The sequence below is a fragment of the Metallibacterium sp. genome (assembly GCF_054637675.1).
The window spans coordinates 66823-88367 of record NZ_JBTSRB010000006.1 but is presented as its reverse complement, the minus strand read 5'-3'; the positions used below and the strand labels follow the sequence as shown (position 1 = coordinate 88367).

Sequence of the window (21545 nt, the reverse complement as noted above, 5' to 3'; positions counted from 1 at the left end):
CCGCGCCAGATGCGCTGCTAACATGAGCGGTTCGCACCGCCACCGAGGCGCGGAGCCACCCATGCGCAGCCATTACTGCGGCCAGATCGACGCTGGCCTGATTGATCACGAGGTCAGCCTGTGCGGCTGGGTCGATACGCGTCGCGACCACAGTGGCGTGGTGTTTGTGGACCTGCGCGACCATACCGGCATCGCCCAGATCGTGGTCGAACCGGACAACGCCGCGGCCTATGCCGCGCTGGCCGGCGCCAGCTACGAATGGTGCCTGCGCGTGCTCGGCACGGTGCGCAAGCGCATCAACGCCAACGAACGCATCGCCACCGGCGCCTTCGAGGTGCTGGCCGCGCGCGTCGAGGTGTTGAATGCCGCGCGCGATCTGCCGTTCGCACTGCACGAGCCGACCCACGAGGACACGCGTCTCGCGCACCGGCATCTGGACTTGCGTCGGCCCGAGATGCAGCACGCCCTGCGTACGCGCACGCGCCTGACCCAGGCGTTGCGGCAATGGCTGGATGCGCGCGGCTTCCAAGACATCGAAACCCCGATCCTGACCAAGGCCACGCCCGAGGGCGCGCGCGATTTCCTGGTGCCGGCGCGCATGCACGCCGGTGAGTTCTACGCGCTGCCGCAATCGCCGCAGTTGTTCAAGCAACTGCTGATGATCGCCGGCTTCGACCGCTACTACCAGATCGCGCGCTGCTTCCGCGACGAGGCGCTGCGCGCCGATCGCCAGCTCGAGTTCACCCAGCTCGACATGGAGTTCGCCTTCGTCGACGAGCACGCCGTGCAGGACACGGTCGAGGCCATGATTCGCGCGGTGTTCGCCGAGGTCGGCGGGATCACGCTGGTCGATCCGTTTCCGCGCCTGAGCTGGCACGAGGCGATGTCCCGCTACGGCTCCGACAAACCCGATCTGCGCATCGCGATGGAACTGACCGACATCGCCGCGCTGGTGAAACACAGCGAGTTCAAGGTGTTCAGCGACTGGGCCAACGCCGCCGATGGTCGCGTGATCGCGCTGCGCGCACCGGGCGGCGCGGCGCTATCGCGCAAGGCCATCGACGACTGCGCCGCACATGCCGCCAAATACGGCGCCAAGGGTCTGGCGTGGATGAAGGTCGAGGATGGTGCCAAGGGCCGTGAGGGCATCAGCTCGCCGATCGCCAAGTTTCTGGATGACGCCACGCTGGCAGCGATCCTGTCGACGACCGGCGCGGCCAGCGGCGATGCGCTTTTCTTCGGCGCGGCCGATTTCAAGACCGCCAGCGAATTCATGGGCGCGCTGCGCCTGAAGCTGGGCCGCGATCTGGGCCTGGTCGAGAACGCTTGGTGCCCGCTCTGGGTCACGGATTTTCCGATGTTCGAGTGGGATACCTCCGCGCAGCGTCACGTGGCCTTGCATCATCCCTTCACCGCGCCCAGGGTCGACGACATCGCGGTGCTCAGGGCTGACCCGGCCAACGCCGTCAGCCGCGGCTACGACATGGTGCTCAACGGCAACGAGATCGGCGGCGGGTCGATCCGCATCCACCGCCCGGACATGCAGCGCGCGGTGTTCGACCTGCTCGACATCAGCCCCGAGGAGGCCGAGGCCAAGTTTGGTTTTCTGCTGCGCGCGCTCGGCCATGGCGCCCCGCCGCACGGCGGCATCGCCTTCGGTATCGATCGTCTGGCCGCGCTGCTGGCCGGCACCGATTCGATCCGCGAGGTGATTGCCTTCCCCAAGACCACCGGCGCGCAGTGCCTGCTCACCGGCGCGCCCTCGCCGGTGCCGGATGCGCAGTTGGCCGAGCTGCATATCGCGGTGCGCGAGAAATAAGTCGCACCAGGCGATGTGCTGGGCGGCACTCTGGCAATCGCCAGGGCGGACGGCGAGACCGTTCACGCCGCGTTGTAGAATGCTGCGCTGCGAAAACCACTGACGAGGAATGGCAATGGGCCGGGGTCCATCCATCGAAGGCCGCAAGAATGCTTCCGACGCCAGGCGCGGCCAGGCGTTCACCAAGCTGGCACGCGATATCCGCGTGGCTGCACGCAGCGGTTTGCCCGATCCGGCCAACAACGCGCGGCTGCGCGCGGCGGTGGACAAGGCGCTGGTTGCCAACATGCCCAAGGACAGCATCGAGCGCGCGATCCGTCGCGGCGCCGGGCTCGAGGGTGGCCCCGTCGAGGAAATCCGCTACGAAGGTTATGGTCCAGGCGGCGTCGCGCTGCTCATCGACTGCCTCAGCGACAACCCACAGCGCAGCGTGGCCGATGTGCGTCACGCGCTGAGCAAGCATGGCGGAAATCTCGGCACCAGCGGTTCGGTGGCGTTCCAGTTTCAGCGCAGCGGCGTGGTGGTGATCGACTCCGCCGGAGACGCAGGCATCGAGGAGAAAGTGCTCGAAGTCGCGCTCGATGCCGGTGCCGATGATGTGCAAAACGAGGCCGGGCAAAGCACCGTGCTGTGCGCGCCCGAGCAGTTCGAGGTCTTGCACAAGGCGCTGCAGGATGCCGACCTGCCCATCGCGCATGCGGCCGTGGAGATGCTCGCGGCCAATCGCGTGCCGGTGCCCGCCGAGGCGTTGGAGCCGCTGCGGGATCTGCTCGACTGGCTGCACGATCTGGATGATGTGCACGAGGTTTTCCACAACGCATTGTTGCCGGACACGCAGGACTAAGAACCAGTGAACAAATTCCATTGCCCACTGCGGTTGAACCTGAGCGCGCCCTGCGGCGTTGCGGGGACCCCGAAAATCGCTCACGTGGCACGCACTACGCGCGCGATCTTCCGCACCTCGCGCCTTGCCGGACACGCTCAGGCTCAGCCTCGCGACGGCAGGGGATTCATTCACAGGTTCTGAGCGCACGCAGCGCGCGCGCCGGGCATGACCATGACCCGCATTCTAGGCATCGATCCGGGCTCGCTGCGCACCGGCGTCGGCATTGTCGATGTCGCGCCCGATGGGCGCGCGCGGCATGTGTTCCATACCGCGCTGGTGGTCGGCAATGCCGACAATTTCCCGCTGCGGCTGAAAGCGATTTTCGACGGTCTGCTGAGCTTGGTGAATGAATACGTGCCGGATGAAGTCGCCATCGAGCGCGTGTTCATGGCGCGCAATCCCGACTCGGCGCTCAAGCTGGGTCAGGCGCGTGGCGCGGCGCTGTGCGCGGTGCTCACGCGCACGTTGCCGGTGCACGAATACGCGCCTACCGAGATCAAGCGCGCCGTGGTCGGCGGCGGCCGCGCCGACAAGACGCAGGTGCAGCACATGGTGAGAATGCTGTTGGGTCTGGACGTGGCGCCGCAGGCCGACGCCGCCGATGCGCTGGCGGTGGCGATCGCGCATGCGCATGTGCGCGCCTCGGTGGTGCGCATGGGCGTGACGCGTGCCAACTGGAGAACGCGGCGATGAGAGCAGGGCGATGATCGGACGCATGCGCGGATTGCTGGTGGCCAAGCAGCCGCCCTGGGTGATGATCGAGACGGGCGGCATCGGCTACGAGCTGGAAGTGCCCATGTCGACGCTGTACGACCTGCCCGAGCTGGGGCGCGAGGTGATCCTGTTCGTGCACTACGCGCACAAGGAAGACACCGTCGCCCTGTACGGTTTTCTGCGCGAGACCGAGCGCGCGCAGTTTCGCAATCTGCTGCGGGTCAGCGGCATTGGCGCCAAGATCGCGCTGAGCGTGCTCTCCGGTGCATCAGTGGATGAGTTCGCGCGTCTGGTGCAGGCCGGCGATGTCACCGCGCTGACGCGCGTGCCTGGCATCGGCAAGAAAACCGCCGAGCGCATCGTGCTGGAATTGCGCGATCGCGTGGGTGCGGTGAGCGCGGTGCCCGTCGGCATCAATGCCAGTGCGTCGCGCGACCCACACAGTGAAGCACTGACCGCGCTGCAACAACTCGGCTACAAGCCGGCCGAGGCGCAGCGCCTGGTGCGTGATATCCAGGCGCCCGGTGACAGCGCCGAGGCGCTGATCCGCAAGGCACTCAAGGCCGCGCTCAGCGGCGGCAACTGAAGGCACCGGCATGGCCAACCCCACGGAAGTCCCCAACGCCAATCCGGAACTCGCCGGCAAGCGCCTCGCGGCAATGATGCTGGGCGCCGTCGGTGTGGTTTACGGCGACATCGGCACCAGCCCGCTGTACGCGATCCAGTCGACCTTCGGCGAGCACGGGATCTACGCCACCCCGGACAATGTGCTGGGCGCGCTGTCACTGGTGTTCTGGGCGTTGATCATCGTGGTCTCGCTGAAGTACATCCTGTTCGTGATGCGCGCCGACAACAAGGGTGAGGGCGGCATCATGTCGCTGATGGCGCTGGCCCAGCGCGGCGTCAAGAACAGTCCGCGCACGCGCCTGTTCCTGCTGACGCTGGGGCTGTTCGGCGCGGCACTTTTTTACGGCGACAGCGTGATCACCCCGGCGATTTCGGTGCTGTCCGCGGTCGAGGGCGTTGAAATCGCCACGCCAAAGATGGCGGAGTTCGTGGTGCCGATCACGGTGGCCATCATCCTGGTGTTGTTCGGGGTGCAAAAACACGGCACCGCGCGCGTGGGTACATTCTTCGGTCCGATCATGGTGCTGTGGTTCATCGTCATCGGCCTGCTCGGCGCGGCGAGCATCGTGCAGCATCCACAGGTGCTGTTCGCGCTCAGCCCGCATTACGCGGTGCTGTTTTTCATCCACAACCACACCGATGCGTTTCTGGCGCTGGGCGCGATCGTGCTGGTCCTGACCGGCGCCGAGGCGCTGTACGCCGACATGGGACACTTCGGCAAGAAGCCCATCCGCAATGCCTGGTTCGTATTGGTGCTGCCGGCGCTGTTGCTCAACTACTTCGGTCAGGGCGCGCTGCTGATCCGCGACCCCAGCGCGGTGACCAATCCGTTTTATCTGATGGTGCCCTCGTTCCTGTTGTACCCGATAATCGTGCTGTCCATGATAGCCACGGTGATCGCGTCGCAGGCGGTGATCTCGGGCGCTTACTCGATGACCAGCGAGGCCATGCTGCTGGGCTACTCGCCGCGTATGCGGGTGCAGCACACCTCGCATGAATATCGCGGCCAGATCTATCTGCCCTGGGTCAACACCATGCTGATGGTCATGGTGCTGATCGCGGTGCTGGGCTTCCGCTCGTCCAACGCACTGGCCGCGGCCTACGGTATCGCCGTGACCGGCACCATGGCTTGCACCACGGTGCTGCTGCTGGTGGTGGCGCGCAAGCTGTGGCACTGGCCGCTGCTGGTGCTGGCGCCGCTGGGCGCGGGATTGCTGACCGTCGATCTCGCGTTTTTCTCGGCCAACCTGATCAAGGTCGAATACGGCGGCTGGTTCCCGCTGGTGCTGGGCCTGCTGGTGTTCGTGGTGATGAGCACCTGGCGCCGCGGGCGCGAGCTGGTGCTGCGCGAGATGAAGCAGGGTGGCCTGTCGCTGGAGACCTTCATCGCCAGCATCGCCAACCACCCGCCGCTGCGCGTGCCGGGCACGGCGATTTTCCTCACCGCCAATCAGGACTCGGTGCCGCACGCGCTGCTGCACAACCTCAAGCACAACAAGGTGTTGCACGAGCGCAACGTGTTGCTTACCGTGGAGACGCTGGACACGCCCACCGCGGACTCCGGCGAGCGCGTCGAACTGACCGCGCTGGGGCGCGAGTTCTACCGGCTGGTCATGCGCTTCGGATTTTCCGAGGAACCGGATGTGCCACGCACCCTGCAGCAATGCCAGAAGCTGGGCCTGCCGTTCGACATGATGGACACGACTTTCTTCCTCAGCCGCGAGAACATCGTCGCCAGCGAGCGCGCCGGCATGGCGTTGTGGCGCGACAAGCTGTTCGCCTTCCTGGCTCGCAACGCCATGCCGGCCACCGCGTTCTTCCGCATTCCCGGCAACCGTCTGGTGGAGTTGGGCACGCAGGTGGAGATTTGACGGGGGCCGGGGCCGGGGCCGGGGATCCTGGAAAAATCCATGCGCGGCGCCGAGGAAGCTTTCGGTTGGTCATGCTGAGCGCGGCGAAGCATCTCAAGAACCGTGCTGGCTTGCGTCTTCCCGATGAAGGCTTGGCATTTCCCCGGTTCCCGGTCCCGGCTCTCCTGCCATAATCCCGGCATGACCGATTCGCGCCTGTTGGCACCCGTCGAAACCAACGAGGACGCCGTGATCGAAGCCTCGATCCGGCCGCAGCGTTTGTCCGAATATCTGGGTCAGGTACCGGTACGCGAGCAATTGGGGCTGTACATCGAAGCGGCGCGCAAGCGCGGCGAGGCGCTGGATCACGTGCTGATCTTCGGCCCCCCTGGCCTCGGCAAGACCACGCTCAGTCACATCATCGCCAACGAGTTGGGCGTCAACCTGCGCAGCACCTCCGGGCCGGTGCTGGAGCGCGCTGGCGACTTGGCCGCGCTGCTGACCAATCTCGAACCGCGCGATGTGTTGTTCGTGGACGAAATTCATCGCCTCTCGCCGGTGGTCGAGGAGGTGCTGTACCCGGCGCTGGAGGATTTCCAGATCGACATCATGATCGGCGAGGGTCCGGCCGCGCGCTCGATCAAGCTTGACCTGCCACCGTTCACCCTGGTTGGCGCGACCACGCGCGCCGGCTTGCTCACCGGCCCGCTGCGTGATCGCTTCGGCATCGTGCAGCGACTCGAGTTCTACAGCGTCGAGGAATTGACCCAGATCGTGCGCCGCGCCGCGCGCATCCTCGGCATCCATTGCGCCGCCGATGGCGCCACCGAGATCGCGCGCCGCGCGCGCGGCACGCCACGCATCGCCAATCGCCTGTTGCGCCGCGTGCGCGACTACGCCGAAGTGCGTGCCGACGGCGAGATCACCCGCGCCGTGGCCGATGCCGCGCTGCTGATGCTCAAGGTGGATGCCGAGGGTTTCGACGACAGTGACCGGCGCCTGCTGCGCGTGATCCTGGACACCTTCGAGGGTGGCCCGGTGGGCGTAGAATCGCTGGCTGCGGCGCTCAGCGAGGATCGCGGCACCATCGAGGACGTGCTCGAGCCGTATCTGCTGCAACAGGGATTCCTGATGCGCACCGCGCGCGGGCGCATGGCCACGGCCAAGGCTTGGCGGCATTTCGGCCTGGCTCCGCCGCGCCCGGCGGTGGGTTCGCTGTTCACCGGCGCGGATGAGGCATGAGCGCGCCGGCGTCGCTGTTCAGTTGGCGGATACGCGTTTATTGGGAGGATACCGACGCTGGCGGGGTGGTCTACCACGCCAGCTACGTGCGTTTCCTCGAGCGTGCCCGCACCGAATGGCTGCGCGCGCAAGGTCTTGAACAAACCCGTGTACGCGCGGAACAGGGCGTGGTATTCGTGGTCTATGGCATGAACCTGCGTTTTCGCCGCCCCGCCGTGCTGGACGACGAGATCGACGCGACCTTGCGCGTGGTGGCGCGCAAGGCCGCCGCGCTGGAGTTTGCGCAGACGCTGGTGCGCGTCGCCGACGCCGTGACCCTGGTCGAGGCGACGGTGCGCGTGGCGTGCGTGAGTGCCATCGATTTCCGCCCCGTCCCCATTCCCCGCAACCTGCTGACCGAGCCCACAATCCAACCATGAATGGCGATCTGAATATTCTCGATCTGGTGCTGCACGCGAGCTGGCCGGTCAAGGCCGTGCTGCTGATTCTCCTGGTGTTCTCGTTCATGTCGTGGGTGATCATCATCCGCAAGAAGGCGATGCTCGACGACACGCAGCGCGAAGCCAACGCCTTCGAGGAGCGCTTCTGGTCCGGCTCGGATCTGGCCGCGCTGTACCGCGAAGCCAGCGCGCGCGGCGAGGGCGTGCACGGCATGGAGGGCATCTTCGAAGCGGGTTTCCGCGAGTTCGCGCGCCAGCGCCAGCGGCGCATGGACACGCGCAATCTGCTCGAAGCCGCGCAGCGCGCCATGCGCGTGGCGCTGATGCGCGAGGTGGATCGCATGGAGCACAATCTGGAGTTTCTCGCCAACGTCGGCTCGATCAGTCCTTATGTCGGCTTGTTTGGCACGGTGTGGGGCATCATGGCCGCGTTTCAGGGTCTCGGCAGCATCAAGGAGGCGACCATCGCCATGGTCGCGCCGGGCATCTCCGAGGCGCTGGTGGCCACCGCCATGGGTTTGTTCGCGGCGATACCCGCGGTGTGGGCGTACAACCGCTACGCCACGCGCGTCGAGCGCTTGACGGTGCGTTTTGACACCTTCCAGGACGAGTTCTTTTCCATTCTTCAGCGCCAGGGTCCGGCCGCTGACGAACACGCCTGAGACCCGCCATGCAGTCTTCCCTGCGCGTGCGCAAGCGCAAGCTCAAGAGCGAGATCAACGTCGTGCCGTACATCGACGTGATGCTGGTGCTGCTGATCATCTTCATGGTGACCGCGCCGCTGCTGAATCTGGGCGTGAACATCCAGTTGCCGCAATCGGCGGCCAAGGCGATCACCACCGACAAGCGCCCGGTCGTGGTCGAGGTCACCGAGGATGGCCATTATTTTCTCGATCTGGGCGGCGGCAAGCGCGAGCCGGTCGATGCCGATGAACTCAAGGCCAAGGTCGCCGCGGTGATGCGCGTCAACCCGGAAGCCCCGGTGTTCATCAGCGGTGACAAGCGCGCCAGCTACAACGTGGTCTATCAGGCGATGGTGCTGCTGCAACAAGCCGGCGTGCCCAAGGTCGGGCTGGCCAGTCAGCCCGATGCCGGCGATGCCCACCATGGCCGCGGCTAAGGGCAATGCGCGCGCCGTTGCCCTCTCGGCGCTGCTGCACCTGGTCATCATCGGGTTTCTGCTGATGGCCACGCTGTCCTGTGGTACGTGGGAAAGCGGTTTCGCCTGGCTGGGGGTTCCGCCGTGGATGAATCCAGTGCAATGCGCGCGGCCAGCGGTGCTGGCCGGGCCGGTGATCGAGGCCGAGCTGGTTGGATTGGCGGCCGCGCCGCCGCCAGCGCCGCTGCATCTCAGGCAGCCGAAGATCAAGCAGCCGCCAGCGCCGCCGCCGCCGGCGGTGCGGATTCCCAATCCCCAAGGCCCCAAGCTGCCGGTGCACACCCTGCCGCCGCCGCCGCAGCGGCCCGATGTGCGCGAGCAACAGCGCGTGGTCGATCTGGCGCAGCAGAAGGCCGAGCAGGCCAAGCGGGCGCAGGTCGAGCGCCAACAGCAGCACATGAGCGAGGTCGACGCTGCGCGGCAGGACAAAGTGCAGAAGCTGCTGGCTGAGATGAACAATCTGCGTCAACAACGCGTGGCGCTGGACCGGCGCGCGCGTCTGGCCGCGCAAAAGGACGCGCAGCTCAAGGATCTGAAAAACCTGCCCACGGCCACCGCGCCCAACCTGGCCAGCGCGGCCAAGCCGGTCACCGGCATGGGCGGCAATCAGCAGAGTCTGCTGGCGCAATATCAGGCCGCGCTGGTGCAGGCCATCCAGCAAAACTGGCTGCGGCCCGACAATATTCAGAAACACGTCATCTGCCCGATCCGTATCATGCAGATTCCGGGTGGCAAGGTGATCAGTGCCACCATTCTGCCGGGCTGTCCCTACGACGAGGTGGCGCGGCATTCGGTCGAGGCTGCGGTGTTGCGCGCCTCGCCCTTGCCCTATCAGGGTTTTGAAAGCGTGTTCTCATCCGAACTGACGCTCAACTTCAAGGTGAACCAATGAAACTGCGCAGCTACAAGTTCCTCCTTGCCGTGCTGGCGCTGGCCCTGTGCGGTCTGCCGGCGTCGCGCGCGCTGGCCCAGGGCCTGACCCTGGATATCATCAACGGCGTGCCCTCGGCGATCCCGATCACGGTGGTGCCGTTCGCTTTCGAGAGCGCCGCGCAACCGCCGGCCACCGACGTGGCCGCGGTGATCCGCGACGACATGGTCCGCTGCGGCAAGTTCCGCACGCTCACCGGCGCCGATATCGTCGAGCACCCAGCGCACGGCAGCGAGATCAAGTTCCCGACCTGGAAACTGCTCAAGCAGGATTACCTGGTCATCGGCCGCGAGCGCGATGCCGGCGGTGGCCAGGTCAAGGTCACTTTTGAACTGTGGAACGTCAACACGCAAAAGCAGATGCTGACCGGCGCCTATACCGCGCTGCCCGAGGAGCTGCGCGGCGTGGCGCACCAGATCGCCGACCAGATCTACCAGAAGATCATCGGCCAGCCCGGCGCCTTCTACACGCGCATCGCCTATGTCACCACCACCGGCAGCGGCAAGAACATGCTGTGGTCGCTGATCGTGGCCGACTCCGACGGCTACAACCCGCAGATCGTGGTGCGTTCGCGCCAGCCGCTGCTGTCACCGGCGTGGTCGCCCAATGGCAAGGAACTGGCCTATGTGTCGTTCGAGAGCGGCGACTCGGCCATTTACCTGCAGAATCTCGCCACCGGGCAACGGCGTCTGATTTCCGGGCGCAAGGGCATCAACGGCGCACCGGCGTTTTCACCGGATGGCAAGAAGCTGGCGATGATGCTCTCGTTTGGCGGCTCCCCGGAGATTTATGTCGAGGATCTGGCTACTGGCCAGTTGACCCAGGTCACGCACAATCTGTCGATCAATGCGGAACCGCGCTGGATGCCGGATGGCCAATCGCTGGTTTTCACATCGGATCGCTCGGGCAAGCCGCAGCTTTATCAGGAATCCGTTGTGGGTGGCGGCGCCACCCGGCTTACCTTTCAGGGCGAATACAACTCCAACGTCGCGATCAACTACGACGGCAGCCAGTTGGCGATGATGCAAGGCAATGGCAACATTTATCGTATTGCGATCATGGACCGCAAGCTGGATAATCAGGTCCGTTTCATTTCGCCCGGACCCATGGACGAGTCGCCCAGTTTTGCACCCAATGGCAGCATGCTGTTGTATGCCGCAACCGACAACAATGGCAAAGGCGTGTTGTACGAGGTCGCCGACAACGGCAGCGTGCGGCAGCGTCTGTCACTGGTCAACGGCACCGTGCAGTCTCCTTCATGGGGGCCGTACCGGGTGCCGCCATCAACCCAGCCATAAACTGGCTCGGCTGACAACGGGTATTGATTTCACGGGTATGCACGGATGCAGCCCGGTGACTCCTGCAAGGACGATTTTTACAACGAGTAGAGCGGCTTGAAAAGCCGTCCCATGGCACCAAGGATGTGCCGCCGTGGCGAACGTGATATGTCTGCCACGGACACAGGCAACGCGGCTGGACCGCGTTCTATCACGCGCAAACCGCGGCAGGATGCCGGGCAGTGCAAACAGCAATAGCAAACGAACGTCCCGAAGCACCTTGATCCACTCTTTCCAACTACCCCGCGAGACACACCCATGAATACCTTCGCCCGCATCTCACTCGCAGCGCTGCTGTGCGTGGGTCTGGCTGCCTGCGCCAGCAAGCAGGAAGTCAAGCCGCAAGCCCCCACGCCCGCGCCGCAAGCGCCAGCCCCCGCTCCGGTGACCCAGCCGGTCAGCAATGGCAAGTTCACCCCGGCGGATCTTGAAACCAATGCCTGCCTGCTCAAGCGCTCGATTTACTTCAACTTCAATCGCGCCAACATCAAACCCGAATACGACGACATCGTTGCTTGCCATGCCAAGTATCTGGTGGACAACCCCGGCGCGCGCGTGACCCTGCAAGGCAATACCGATCCGCGCGGCAGTCGTGAGTACAACCTCGGCCTGGGCGAGCGTCGTGCCAACTCGGTCGAGCAGGCGATGGAAGCCCTCGGCGCCAATGCCGACCAGTTCACCGTGGTCAGCTACGGCAAAGAGCGTCCAGTGTGCAACGAGATGACCCGAGCCTGCTGGGCCAAGGATCGTCGCGTCGACATCGTCTACACCAAGACGGAATGAGTACACGCCAGTCCATGGCGGTGCTGATGGCGGCGGCCTTGTCCGCCGCCATCCTCGTGCCCGGCTTGGCGCGGGCGCAAAGCAGCCCCAGCCTTGCCGAGCAGGTGCAGCAAGTGCAGATGCAGTTGCAAAGCGCGCAACAGGGCACGCTGAGTCTGCTCAACCGCATCGATACGCTCGAGCAGGAATCCCGCGCGCAGCAGGGCCAGATCGAGCTTTTGCAGCATCGCATCCAGCAGCTCGAACAACCGCAGAAAGACCAATACCTCGTGCTCGATGCGCGTTTGCGCAAGCTTGAGCAGAACGCGGCGCCGGTTGCCGCGGCCGCATCGGATGCTGCAGCGCCTGCAGCGGGGGTAAACGGTGCAGTATCCGTCGGCGCGCCTGCCTCCGCCCAACCGACCGCTGCCACGGCAAAACCGCCGGCCACTGTGCCAGCATCTGTTACGCCCGCCGAGCAGGCTGCGGCACAGCAGACCGCGTACGACAACGCCTTCGCGTTTTTGCGCAATGGCGATTATGCCGAAGCTTCGCGGCGCTTCCGTGCGTTCCTGCAGCGGTATCCGCATGCCAGCCTCGCGCCGAATGCGGCGTATTGGCTGGGCGAGTCGTATTACGTCACCGGCAACTATCAGGTGGCGCTCGACACTTTTCATCGCCTGCTGACGCAGTACCCGCAGAGTGACAAGTCGCGCGCGGCCCTGCTCAAGCTTGGCTACTGCCAGTTCGAGCTGAAGCAATACGCCAACGCCAGTTCCACTTTCAACCAGTTGATCGCCACTTATCCGGGCACCGAAGAGGCGCATCTGGCGGCCGATCGCCTGCGCGTGATTCCGCAGCAGTCCAGCGGCGGCTGAGTGGCCGCTGTGGCGCCCGGTGTGGACGCGGAGTCGCGTCTGCGCATCAGCGAGATTTTCCTGTCTTTGCAAGGTGAGGCCGATGCCGTGGGTTGGCCCACGGTGTTCGTGCGCCTTACCGGCTGCCCATTGCGTTGCCGCTGGTGTGATACCGCCTACGCCTTCGAGGGCGGGCAGTGGCACGGCATCGATGACATTCTTGTGCAGGTGGCGCAGCACGGTGCGCGCCATGTGTGCGTAACCGGCGGCGAGCCGTTGGCGCAGCGGCGCTGCCTCGTGCTGCTGCAGCGGCTCTGCGATGCCGGTTACGCGGTGTCGCTGGAAACCTCCGGCGCTCTGGATGTCGGTGGCGTCGATGCGCGCGTGCGCAAGGTACTGGACTTGAAGGCGCCCGGCTCCGACGAGTCGGCGCGCAATCGCTGGGAAAATCTCGCGCTCCTGCGCGCGCAGGATCAGGTCAAGTTCGTGCTGGCTGATCGCGGCGACTATGACTGGGCCTGCGCGGTGCTGCGCGAGCATGGGCTCAACACGCGCTGCATGGTGCTGTTCTCGCCGGTTTATGGTGAACTGGCGCCCGCGGATCTGGCGCAGTGGATTCTGCACGACAAGCTCGATGTGCGATTCCAACTGCAACTGCACAAGCTGCTGTGGGGTGAGCAACCCGGGCGCTGAGTACCCTCTCCGGCCGGAAGGGCGGCCGTAGGGCCGGATACGTACTGCCTCGGCCTGCGTTGGTTCCGAACCCTCACCGCGTTCCCGAACTCCTTGCTCATCGGGTTAATGTTCACGTCTCACATCGTCATGACCCACACACCTCCCCGCGCCGTCGTACTTGTCTCCGGTGGCATGGATTCAGCAGTCACCCTGGCGCTGACGCGCGAGCGCGGCTTTGCCTGTTACACGCTAAGCGTGGCCTATGGTCAGCGCCACAGCGCCGAGTTGATCGCTGCCGCGCACAACGCGGTTGCGCTGGGTGCAATCGCGCACAAGACAGTGGCGGTGGACTTACGCAGCATCGGCGGTTCGGCGCTGACCGCCGAGATCGACGTGCCCGAGTCTGGCGGCGAGGGCATTCCGATCACTTACGTGCCGGCGCGCAACACCATCATGCTGTCCATCGCATTGGGCTGGGCCGAAGTGCTGGGCGCCGCGGATCTTTTTTGTGGCGTCAACGCGGTGGACTACTCGGGCTATCCCGATTGCCGTCCGGCCTTCATCGCCGCGTTCGAGCGTCTGGCGCGCGTAGCTACCAAGGCCGCCGTCGAAGGCCGGGAACTGCGCGTGCACGCGCCACTCATGGCCATGGGCAAGGCCGATATCGTGCGCGAAGGTTTGCGTCTGGGCGTGGACTTCGCGGCCACGGTGTCGTGCTACCAGGCCGATGCCGATGGCCGTGCCTGTGGGCGCTGCGACGCCTGCCGCCTGCGCGCCGAGGGATTTCATGCAGCTGGCGTTGCCGATCCCACGCGCTACGCTGTTTGATGAGCGCGCCGCGCTGCTAAACTTGTCGCACCTGCGGTTGGCGGCATGGGCTGCAGGGGCGCCAAGTCTGGTCCTGGCCCGGCATCGGCAGGATCAGCGCAGGCGAGGCAGTGCCTGATGCGCGCTGTCGCTGCGTCGTGCAGAGTCCAGCAGGCACGAAACCTCTTTTGCTTGTTCCCGTGGGCCGTTAGCTCAGTTGGTAGAGCATCGGACTTTTAATCCGCTGGTCGCTGGTTCGAATCCAGCACGGCCCACCATTGAAGCAATGCATCGGAGCCGCAGCGGAGCACGCCGGCGGCCTGCGAAGCAGCGCGGCCGATGCCGCTACAATGCCGCGTCCGCCGGTGCGGCCGGTGTCGCAGAGACTTTCGATGCAGCAGGACTGGCGCCGCCGCGCGGGCGCGGCACGCATACTGGTCGTTGGCGATGTGATGCTGGATCGCTACTGGTTCGGCGCGGTCGAGCGCATCTCGCCCGAGGCACCGGTGCCGGTAGCGCGCGTGCAGCGCGAGCAGGATCGCCTCGGCGGCGCGGCCAACGCGGCGCTGAACGTCACCAGCCTCGGCGCGCAGGCCACGCTGCTGTCGGTGGTCGGCAGCGACGAGCCCGGCCGGCGCCTGCAGCAACTGCTGGCCGAGTCGCCGATTCGCAGCGCGCTGCACGAGGATGCCAGCCTGCGTACCACGCTCAAGCTGCGCGTGATCGCGCGCCAGCAGCAACTGCTGCGCATGGACTTCGAGACCGCGCCCGATCACGAGCTGCTGGCGGTGCAGGGCGCGCGCTACGCCGCCGAGCTGCCGGCGCACGACGTGGTGCTGTTTTCCGACTACGGCAAGGGTGGCCTGACACACGTGGGCGAGATGGTGCAGGCCGCGCGCGTGGCCGGGCGCATCGTGCTGGTCGATCCCAAGGGCCGCGACTACTCGCGCTACGTCGGCGCCACGCTGATCACGCCCAACCGCGCCGAGTTCACCGAAGTGGCTGGCGACTGGCACGGCGAGGCCGAGCTGGACGCGCGCGCGCAGCGCCTGCGCGAGGACTTGAACTTGCAGGCCGTGCTGGTCACGCGCGCCGAGGAAGGCATGACCCTGTTCAGCGCTGCGGGCCGTTTGCACGTGGCGGCCGCTGCGCGCGAGGTGTTCGATGTGTCCGGGGCGGGCGACACCGTGATCGCCACGCTGGCCGCGATGCTGGGCGCTGGCGCCAGTCTGGAGGACGCCGTGCGCGCCGCCAACCGCGCCGCCGGCATCGTGGTCGGCAAGCAGGGCACCGCCAGCGTCAGCGCCGCCGAACTGTGGCCCGAGGAGTAAGCGCCATGCGCATCATCGTCACCGGCGCGGCCGGTTTCATCGGCAGCAATCTGGTGCATGCGCTCAATGCGCGCGGCATCGACGAAATCATCGCAGTGGATGATCTGGAGCAGGGCGACAAGTTTCGCAATCTAGTCGATTTGCGTATCGCCGATTACATCGACAAGCGCGAGTTCTACACGAGCTTCGCGCGCGGCCACTATGGCAAGGTCGAGACGGTGTTCCACCAGGGGGCGTGCTCGGACACCATGCAGCACGATGGTCGCACCATGCTGGATAACAATTATCGTGACAGCCGCGTGCTGCTGGATGCCTGCCGCGAGCGCGGTACGCGCCTGCTCTATGCCAGCTCCGCGGCGACTTATGGCGATGGTGCGCAGGGTTTTCGCGAACAGCCCGCCTGCGAGCGTCCGCTGAATGTGTATGGCTACTCCAAGCTGCTGTTCGATCAGGTCGTGCGACGCGCGCTGCCGCAGACGCGCAGTCAGGTGATCGGCTTCCGCTATTTCAATGTGTACGGAGCGCGCGAGCAGCACAAGGGACGCATGGCCTCGGTAGCCTTCCATCACTTCAACCAGTTCCGCAACGAGAGCAAGGTGAAGCTGTTTGGCGCCTACAACGGTTACGACGCGGGCAGGCAGGAACGCGATTTCGTGTGGGTGAACGATGTGGTTGCGGTCAACCTGTGGGCCTTCGAGCACGGCGCAGTCAGCGGCGTGTTCAACCTCGGCAGCGGGCGCGCGCAACCCTTCAATGACATCGCCGTGAGCACGGTCAACAGCCTGCGCGCACTGGGCGGCGAGCCGGCCCTGCCGCTGGCGGCGCTGGTGCAGGGCGGCTTGATCGAATACGTCGATTTTCCTGATGCCCTCGTGGGCAAGTACCAGTGCCACACCCAGGCCGACCTGGGTGCCTTGCGCGCGGCCGGCTGCACGCACACCTTTGCTCCGGTCGAGCAGGGCGTGGCGGCCTACGTGCGGCAGTTGGCCGAGGGCGGCCGGGGGAGAGGCGCAAGTCGGGAGGCGGAAAGCATCGTGGCGCGCGCTTCGTTGTCCGAGCAAGGGGAAAGATCTCGAGGTAACTGACCTTGCGCCTGAATTCAGGCGACTGGCTGCTCGTGTTACGCAACCGTATCCACATCGTCAACCGTCTCTGGGTTCAGACCGGCGTAGGGTTCAACGCGGCGCGGTCTGTCTCGCATTGCGTTACGACCGGGCAACATTCCGACCCGAAACCTTGCGTAACCGGAACCGCGCCAGCGCGAAATTTCGAGCGTCCGCTGTGGTCCAATCAACACGACTGAACGGTGCATCCAACATCCAAGGAGGTGTGCCATGAGTTACCAAGTGCTGAAACCGCTGGTTGTCGCGCTTGCCGTGCTCGGCTTGGCGTCCTGCGCGACAGTGCCCAGTGAACTGTCCGGCCACTATGCGGCGATCACGCCGCAGCAGGCCAGTGCAGGCGGGGCGTCAGGCACGCAGGTGCGCTGGGGCGGCAAGATCATCAAGACCGATCCCGGCCGCGGCGAAACCTGCATCTACGTGCTCGGCAAGCCGCTGAACAGCAGCGATGCCCGGCCGCGCATCGGCGCCGACTCGATCGGCCGCTTCGTCGCCTGCCACCCCGGCTTCTACGACCCCGAGGTCTATGCCAAGGGCCGCGAGCTGACCGTGACCGGTACCCTGCAGGGCACGGTGGTCAGGAGGGTTGGCCAGTACGACTACCCTTACCCGCGCGTAGCGGCTGACGTGATACACCTGTGGCCGGTCCGCCTCGCTTATCGCGGTTACTACGGCTACAACAGTTCTTTCTACAGCCCATTCTGGGGGCTCGGATACGGCCCCTGGTGGGGCGATGGCTTCTACGGCGGCGGTTTCTACGGTGGCGGCTTCTACGGCGACTACGACGGTGGCGACGACGACGACTAGTAGTGGCGCCCCAATCGGCCTACCTGATCATCGAGTACCGTGCGCGGCCAGCCCGCGCGCGGTGCATCATGGGTCGCCCCGTTCTTGTCATCGGGGTTGTTTCCAGCAGGCGGAAACTCATTGACAGATGAGGACATCCAAAGTCGAACATCGAGCGCTCGTGCGCCGCCGATCAAGAACACATAAAGCCGGATGGTGGCAAAGGTTCTGTCGGGGCGAATCAGGAGCATCCCGCGGAGTCATGGGCCGAGGAGCGTCGTTTCACTCGGGCGGCAGCATCTCCAGCGCCATGACGATGGCGTCCTCGCGCCCTCTGTGCGCCGGGTAGTAGCCGGGGCGACGACCGATCTCGTTGAAGCCGGCGTGCTCATACAGCGCGACCGCGTGCTGGTTGCTGGGCCGCACCTCCAAGAACACGCGTTGCGCTTCATGCCAGCGCGCCAGATCGAGCATGCGCTTGAGCAGGCGCTGGCCGTGGCCCAGTCCTTGTTCGGATGGCGCGATGCACAGATTCAGCAGGTGCGCTTCCTGCATGCCGACCGAGAGAATGCCGTAGCCGATGATGCGCGCGCCGCTGGCCAGCACCCAGGCGTTGTAACCGGCGCTGAGGCAGTCACGAAAGATGCCGCGCGTCCACGGAAACTCGTAGGAAGCAGTTTCGATCTCGGCGATTTGCGCCAGATCATCCACTTGCATGGGCCGCAGCGCGGCGGGTATCGATTGCGGTAGCGCGGCCATCACGCGGACCGTGCGTGGCGCCCGCGCAGGGCTTTCAGTGCGCGCCACAGCGTGCGCTTGCGTGCGGGCTGCGCCAGCATTTCTGCGGGTGCATCGGCGTGCTCGATCAAGGCGCTGGCTTGATGATCGAGCGGCAACAGGCGCCCCAGCGCAGTGCGCGCGTCGCTGCCCAGCACCAGATAGGCCGCCGCCGCGGGCAGTGCTTCATCCAGCGTGCTGAATTCAACGCAGGGCGCGCGCTGCAATGCGGCGGGCAGACACAACAGCGCGGCGCGCAGCAGTGCTTGCTGACGCGGATCGGTGGCGGCGCCTGTGGGCAGCAGCACGATCAGCGCCAGCCCGTCAGCCGGTGTAGCGACACCAGGCCTCGGCGCGGACAGGATGGCTGCTGGCTGCTGCGCTTGCAGCACGATCGGCGTTGCAGGTGTCGGCGCGCGCTGCGCAGCCTGCGCAACACGGCGCAACGCCAGCGGCTGCACGCCCAGCGCACGCAGCAGGCGCACACGCTCGGAGTGCGGCAACGCCAGCGCACTCATGGCGTGCCCGCGCGTCCGCGGCGGCGTTGGCGCTGCCGCGCGGCCAGGCCCAGCAGCGTCAGCACCGGGCCGGACAGCACGTACAACAGAATCACGCCGAAGGCCACGCGCGGCGGATCGATGGCCAGCGCCACCAGCACCAACACCACCACGAACAGGAAGATGAAGGGCACGCGATCGCCCTCCGGCCAGGCCTTGAAGCTGAAGTAACGGAAGCGGCTGACCATCAGCAGCGCGGCGGCGGCGGCCACGAACGGTGTGACGAAGACCAGCGCCCCGCCGTTCCAGCCAAGGCTTTGCGCGGCCCACAGATAAATCATGGTGAAGGCGGCCGCGGCCGGGCTGGCCAGTCCTTGAAAATAGCGCTTGTCGGCCATGCCAACCTGGGTGTTGAAACGCGCCAGGCGCAGCGCCGCGCAGGCCGCGTACATGAATGCCGCGGCCCAGCCGATGCGCCCCCACACCGGGCCATAGGCGCTCAACTTGGACAGCGACCACGAATACAGGATCAGGCTGGGCGCCAGGCCGAAGCTGACCAGATCGGAGAGTGAGTCGTACTGCACGCCGAACTCGCTCTGGGTATTGGTCAGTCGCGCCACGCGCCCATCCAGTCCGTCCAGCACCGCGGCCACGAACACCGCCAACACGGCGTCGCCAAAGTGCCCGCCCATCGCCGCGATGATCGCGTAGAACCCGGAAAACAGAGCCCCGGTGGTGAACAGGTTGGGCAGCAGGTAGATGCCCCGGCGCGGACGCCGTGGGGTTGGAGGAGCGTCATTCATGGCGGCAGTGTAAACCAAGCGCGGCGCGGTTCCGGGCTGGCATGGGCGGGCTTGTACAGGGTGCGCGCGTGCGCGACCGGCGTCACGCTGCGGTGGCTTCGCGGTGGCATCCGCGAGCAGTGCTCCGGGGCTCTGCTAAAGTGCCGACGACTACCTCAGGGGAGGCCTCCCGATGCGTCGCATGTTTCTTCTTGCCCTTGCGTTGCTGTTGCTCGCGCCGCTGGCTTCGGCCCAGGTTTACAAGTGGGTCGACGCCAAGGGCACGGTGCACTTCTCGCAGACGCCACCCCCGCCCGGGGTCAAGTACCAGTTGATGCACATGGCCAGCGACACCGGCAGCAGCGTGATGGGCACGCCGTCGACGGTGACCAGTACCAATGCCAATGCCGCGAACTCGGGCAAAGCACCCGGCGCGCAGGCGCCGGTGGCCAACACCCCCGCCAATCGTGTCGAGCTGTGCAAGCAGTTGCAGCAGAACATGATCCTGCTGGACAGCCCCGAGGCGCTCAACGTGGCCGGCGCGAATGGCAGGCCGGTGGCGCTGGACGCGCAGGCCCGCGCGCAGCAGAAAGCGCAAACGCAGGCGCAAATCCAGCAGTTCTGCGCGCCACCGAAAACACAGTAATTGCCCAATTGGCTGCCGTGTCCGACAGCGCGCGCGATGCCTCAGGTCGGCACGCCCTGCTGGCGCAGCCATATACCGAACTGCGGCAGCGACATGGCGCCGGACATGCGCGTCAGCTCGCGCCCGCCGCGAAACACGATCAGTGTCGGAATGCTGCGGATGCCGAGCATGGCCGCGGTGGCCTGATTGGCCTCGGTATCGAGCTTGGCGAAGCGCGCCTGCGGCTCGAACTGCGCTGCAGCCTGCTCGAACACCGGCGCGAAATTGCGGCATGGCCCGCACCACGCCGCCCAGCAATCCACCACCACCGGCAGTTGCGTGCGTCCGACCAGGGCACTGAAGTTGGCGTCGGTCAGCGCCACCGGATGCGCGTCGAACAGCGCTTTGCCACAGCGCCCGCATTGCGGTTGCTGGGTCAGGCGTGAAGCCGGCACGCGGTTGGTGGCTAGGCAGTGCGGGCAGGCGATTTCGAGGCTTTCGCTGGACATGATGGGCTCCGTGATCAGGTCGGCTCGCGTGTAACGGCGCATGGCGTGGCCGCGATTGATCTCGCCAAGATGGCGACTCCGGGCCACGATACAAGCCGTGCGGCGCGTGGCCCCCTATCTTGGACTATCCAATTCCGGCGCTGAGCATTATTGTGATGCGCATGCAGCAGGGGCAACGCATGCGAGATGGCGGCACGGTCGGGTGGAAAGGCTTGGTCGTAGCGGTAGCGCTGGCCACGCTGGCGGCCTGCGCGCCAGTGCGACAGCGACCCGTGGCGCCGATGTCCCAGTCGCCCGGAATGATTCTTTTCCACGGCAGCGCTATGTATCGCGAGCGCACGGCGCTACCGCAGGGCTCCACGCTCAGCGTCAGCCTGCTGCAAACGAGCGCTGGCGGCACGCGCATGCTGGCGCAGGTGAGCGGCTTGCCAGCGACGCATTCACCGGTGCCATTCGCGTTCAGCGTGCCACGCACGCTGTTGCAGCCCGGATATGCCTATGCGCTGAGCGCGCGCATCACCGATGCGCAGGATCGCGCGCTGTGGGTGCAGGCCGCGCCCGCGACGGTGGATCACGCCGTGGCCGACGAGTCGGTGACGCTGTGGCTGGTGCGCGCGGCGGCTGTGCCGGCAGCGCGGCCTGCACCCATGGCCGCCGCGCCGGTGCTTGCGCCGACGCAACGCGGACCTGCCTACGTCATCGCTGAAGGCCGCGAGCCGCAGTGGTCGGCGCGCATTTACGGTTTGGGCGCCGCGCGCAGCATGCACACCTCGATCGGCCACGACGACCCGCTGCGGCAAAGCCATGCCAAGGTCGAGCGTCTGCGCCTGAACTCGGGTGTGGTGGTTTACACCACGGCCGACGGATTCATCAGCTTGACCATCAGTCCGGGCGCCTGCCAGTTGCGCGGCAGCAAGAAAGCGCTGGCGTGGCGCGCAGTGCTGGAAACCCCTGCCGCCAGCTATCGTGGCTGCGCGCGCGGTTTTCCCTGAGAGAGCGCCGTTTGTGACC

24 protein-coding genes and 1 tRNA gene are annotated in these 21545 nt (G+C 65.9%); 21 read left to right on the top strand and 4 right to left on the bottom strand.

Features of this window, described 5'->3' with window-relative positions; genetic code table 11:
• The first annotated feature begins 61 nt into the window (after positions 1 to 61).
• The 19 genes from aspS (at position 62) to ACYDAT_RS03690 (ending at position 17365) form a co-directional block, all read left to right on the top strand.
• Complete coding sequence (gene aspS, locus ACYDAT_RS03780) at positions 62 to 1819, top strand: aspartate--tRNA ligase (protein WP_461448496.1); 1758 nt, start codon at positions 62 to 64, stop codon at positions 1817 to 1819.
• 115 nt (positions 1820 to 1934) lie between these two features.
• Entirely contained in the window at positions 1935 to 2663 is a 729-nt protein-coding gene (locus ACYDAT_RS03775) for a YebC/PmpR family DNA-binding transcriptional regulator (protein WP_461438242.1), read from the top strand.
• Positions 2664 to 2876: 213 nt separating this feature from the next.
• Positions 2877 to 3398 carry a crossover junction endodeoxyribonuclease RuvC gene (gene ruvC, locus ACYDAT_RS03770; RefSeq protein ID WP_461438241.1) on the top strand — a complete coding sequence of 174 codons (522 nt, stop codon included), beginning with the start codon at positions 2877 to 2879 and terminating at the stop codon, positions 3396 to 3398.
• A 10-nt stretch (positions 3399 to 3408) separates the two neighbouring features.
• On the top strand, positions 3409 to 4005 hold the full coding sequence (gene ruvA, locus ACYDAT_RS03765) for a Holliday junction branch migration protein RuvA (RefSeq protein WP_461438240.1): 597 nt from the start codon (positions 3409 to 3411) through the stop codon (positions 4003 to 4005).
• 10 nt (positions 4006 to 4015) lie between these two features.
• Complete coding sequence (locus tag ACYDAT_RS03760; protein WP_461438239.1) at positions 4016 to 5917, top strand: potassium transporter Kup; 1902 nt, start codon at positions 4016 to 4018, stop codon at positions 5915 to 5917.
• Positions 5918 to 6097: 180 nt separating this feature from the next.
• Complete coding sequence (ruvB, locus tag ACYDAT_RS03755) at positions 6098 to 7138, top strand: Holliday junction branch migration DNA helicase RuvB (protein WP_461438238.1); 1041 nt, start codon at positions 6098 to 6100, stop codon at positions 7136 to 7138.
• Positions 7135 to 7557, top strand: a complete 423-nt coding sequence (ybgC, locus tag ACYDAT_RS03750; RefSeq protein ID WP_461438237.1) for a tol-pal system-associated acyl-CoA thioesterase — start codon at positions 7135 to 7137, stop codon at positions 7555 to 7557. Before ruvB ends, ybgC begins: the two co-directional genes overlap by 4 nt.
• Positions 7554 to 8240 (top strand): protein TolQ, encoded by a 687-nt coding sequence (gene tolQ / locus ACYDAT_RS03745; RefSeq protein WP_297921398.1) that lies wholly within the window; start codon positions 7554 to 7556, stop codon positions 8238 to 8240. The genes ybgC and tolQ overlap by 4 nt, the downstream gene beginning before the upstream one ends.
• Before the next feature lie 8 nt (positions 8241 to 8248).
• The gene (gene tolR / locus ACYDAT_RS03740; protein ID WP_461438236.1) at positions 8249 to 8698 is read left to right on the top strand and encodes a protein TolR; all 450 of its coding nucleotides are present in this window, start codon (positions 8249 to 8251) and stop codon (positions 8696 to 8698) included.
• On the top strand, positions 8685 to 9629 hold the full coding sequence (locus ACYDAT_RS03735) for a cell envelope integrity TolA family protein (RefSeq protein ID WP_461438235.1): 945 nt from the start codon (positions 8685 to 8687) through the stop codon (positions 9627 to 9629). The genes tolR and ACYDAT_RS03735 overlap by 14 nt, the downstream gene beginning before the upstream one ends.
• Positions 9626 to 10966, top strand: a complete 1341-nt coding sequence (tolB, locus tag ACYDAT_RS03730; protein WP_461438234.1) for a Tol-Pal system beta propeller repeat protein TolB — start codon at positions 9626 to 9628, stop codon at positions 10964 to 10966. The genes ACYDAT_RS03735 and tolB overlap by 4 nt, the downstream gene beginning before the upstream one ends.
• Positions 10967 to 11263: 297 nt before the next feature.
• Positions 11264 to 11788 (top strand): peptidoglycan-associated lipoprotein Pal, encoded by a 525-nt coding sequence (gene pal / locus ACYDAT_RS03725; protein ID WP_461438233.1) that lies wholly within the window; start codon positions 11264 to 11266, stop codon positions 11786 to 11788.
• Entirely contained in the window at positions 11785 to 12645 is an 861-nt protein-coding gene (ybgF, locus tag ACYDAT_RS03720) for a tol-pal system protein YbgF (protein ID WP_461448495.1), read from the top strand. The genes pal and ybgF overlap by 4 nt, the downstream gene beginning before the upstream one ends.
• Positions 12646 to 13317, top strand: a complete 672-nt coding sequence (gene queE, locus ACYDAT_RS03715; protein WP_461438231.1) for a 7-carboxy-7-deazaguanine synthase QueE — start codon at positions 12646 to 12648, stop codon at positions 13315 to 13317.
• Between the two features lie 129 nt (positions 13318 to 13446).
• On the top strand, positions 13447 to 14127 hold the full coding sequence (gene queC / locus ACYDAT_RS03710) for a 7-cyano-7-deazaguanine synthase QueC (RefSeq protein WP_461438230.1): 681 nt from the start codon (positions 13447 to 13449) through the stop codon (positions 14125 to 14127).
• Between the two features lie 181 nt (positions 14128 to 14308).
• Positions 14309 to 14384 (top strand) — tRNA-Lys (locus ACYDAT_RS03705).
• A 96-nt stretch (positions 14385 to 14480) separates the two neighbouring features.
• Positions 14481 to 15437 carry a D-glycero-beta-D-manno-heptose-7-phosphate kinase gene (gene rfaE1 / locus ACYDAT_RS03700; RefSeq protein ID WP_461448494.1) on the top strand — a complete coding sequence of 319 codons (957 nt, stop codon included), beginning with the start codon at positions 14481 to 14483 and terminating at the stop codon, positions 15435 to 15437.
• A gap of 5 nt (positions 15438 to 15442) precedes the next feature.
• Positions 15443 to 16522, top strand: a complete 1080-nt coding sequence (gene rfaD / locus ACYDAT_RS03695) for an ADP-glyceromanno-heptose 6-epimerase (protein ID WP_461448493.1) — start codon at positions 15443 to 15445, stop codon at positions 16520 to 16522.
• 249 nt (positions 16523 to 16771) lie between these two features.
• On the top strand, positions 16772 to 17365 hold the full coding sequence (locus ACYDAT_RS03690; RefSeq protein WP_461438227.1) for a Slp family lipoprotein: 594 nt from the start codon (positions 16772 to 16774) through the stop codon (positions 17363 to 17365).
• Between the two features lie 261 nt (positions 17366 to 17626).
• Here the strand turns inward: ACYDAT_RS03690 and rimI are convergent, their stop codons facing one another.
• The 3 genes from rimI to ACYDAT_RS03675 are packed head-to-tail and all read right to left on the bottom strand — an operon-like array spanning position 17627 to position 19421.
• A complete protein-coding gene (gene rimI / locus ACYDAT_RS03685; RefSeq protein ID WP_461438226.1) occupies positions 17627 to 18103 on the bottom strand; it encodes a ribosomal protein S18-alanine N-acetyltransferase in 477 nt (158 codons plus the stop codon).
• Positions 18103 to 18639, bottom strand: a complete 537-nt coding sequence (locus tag ACYDAT_RS03680; RefSeq protein WP_461438225.1) for a hypothetical protein — start codon at positions 18637 to 18639, stop codon at positions 18103 to 18105. Before ACYDAT_RS03680 ends, rimI begins: the two co-directional genes overlap by 1 nt.
• Entirely contained in the window at positions 18636 to 19421 is a 786-nt protein-coding gene (locus ACYDAT_RS03675; protein ID WP_461438224.1) for a CDP-alcohol phosphatidyltransferase family protein, read from the bottom strand. Before ACYDAT_RS03675 ends, ACYDAT_RS03680 begins: the two co-directional genes overlap by 4 nt.
• 181 nt (positions 19422 to 19602) lie before the next feature.
• Between ACYDAT_RS03675 and ACYDAT_RS03670 the strand changes: the two genes are divergently transcribed.
• A complete protein-coding gene (locus tag ACYDAT_RS03670; RefSeq protein ID WP_461438223.1) occupies positions 19603 to 20046 on the top strand; it encodes a DUF4124 domain-containing protein in 444 nt (147 codons plus the stop codon).
• Between the two features lie 41 nt (positions 20047 to 20087).
• Here the strand turns inward: ACYDAT_RS03670 and trxC are convergent, their stop codons facing one another.
• The gene (trxC, locus tag ACYDAT_RS03665; protein ID WP_461448492.1) at positions 20088 to 20534 is read right to left on the bottom strand and encodes a thioredoxin TrxC; all 447 of its coding nucleotides are present in this window, start codon (positions 20532 to 20534) and stop codon (positions 20088 to 20090) included.
• Positions 20535 to 20815: 281 nt separating this feature from the next.
• Here trxC and ACYDAT_RS03660 point away from each other — a divergent pair, with 281 nt between their 5' ends.
• The gene (locus ACYDAT_RS03660; protein ID WP_461438221.1) at positions 20816 to 21526 is read left to right on the top strand and encodes a YbaY family lipoprotein; all 711 of its coding nucleotides are present in this window, start codon (positions 20816 to 20818) and stop codon (positions 21524 to 21526) included.
• Positions 21527 to 21545: the final 19 nt, after the last annotated feature.